We start from the raw sequence: 567 nt of genomic DNA on the forward strand, positions 1-567 counted from the left end.
AAGGAATTAATATGAGTATCTTTAGCATCAATGATAACTCAAACTATAATTCTATACTTTCACAAGCAAAAGCTAATAAAGAAAGTAAAGAAAATTCTAAAATAAGTTTTGCTAATTCTTTTTTAAAACAAAATGCTAGTAAATTAAATGAAATTCAAAATGCAAATTCACAAACTCTAGCAAGAAGTGAAGTATTAAATTCTACTAATACAACAAATACTAGCAATAATACTAATTTTAGTATAAGTAGTAAGACAAATTCTCCTAATTATGATATATCAAGTGAATTTAAAAACTCTATTTATACTCTAAAATACAAACAAGCAGATATAAGTAATACTTCTACTAATACAGCCTATGGTTATAGTGTAGATAAAGATGGTTATATGGGAGAAGATTTTAACAAAGCTGCAGGACTTCCTGAAGATTTTAAGATACATAAATCTACTTTGGATGAGATATATAACTTTAATGAAGCACAATATCAAGACATAAAAGAACAGCTAGGAATTTCTCGCTATTTTACCAATATCGATATGGCTGATACCATAAAACAATACTATAATC

The 567-nt window shown here is 25.9% G+C and carries 1 protein-coding gene; it reads left to right on the forward strand.

Annotated elements, in window-relative coordinates:
• Positions 1–11 precede the first annotated feature (11 nt).
• On the forward strand, positions 12–567 hold a 556-nt coding region (locus AJ887_RS02925), incomplete at its 3' end, for a Cj0814 family flagellar-dependent secreted protein (RefSeq protein ID WP_410002257.1).

Origin of the sequence: Campylobacter sp. BCW_6466, from assembly GCF_001762835.1 — a bacterium.
GTDB lineage: Bacteria > Campylobacterota > Campylobacteria > Campylobacterales > Campylobacteraceae > Campylobacter_D > Campylobacter_D jejuni.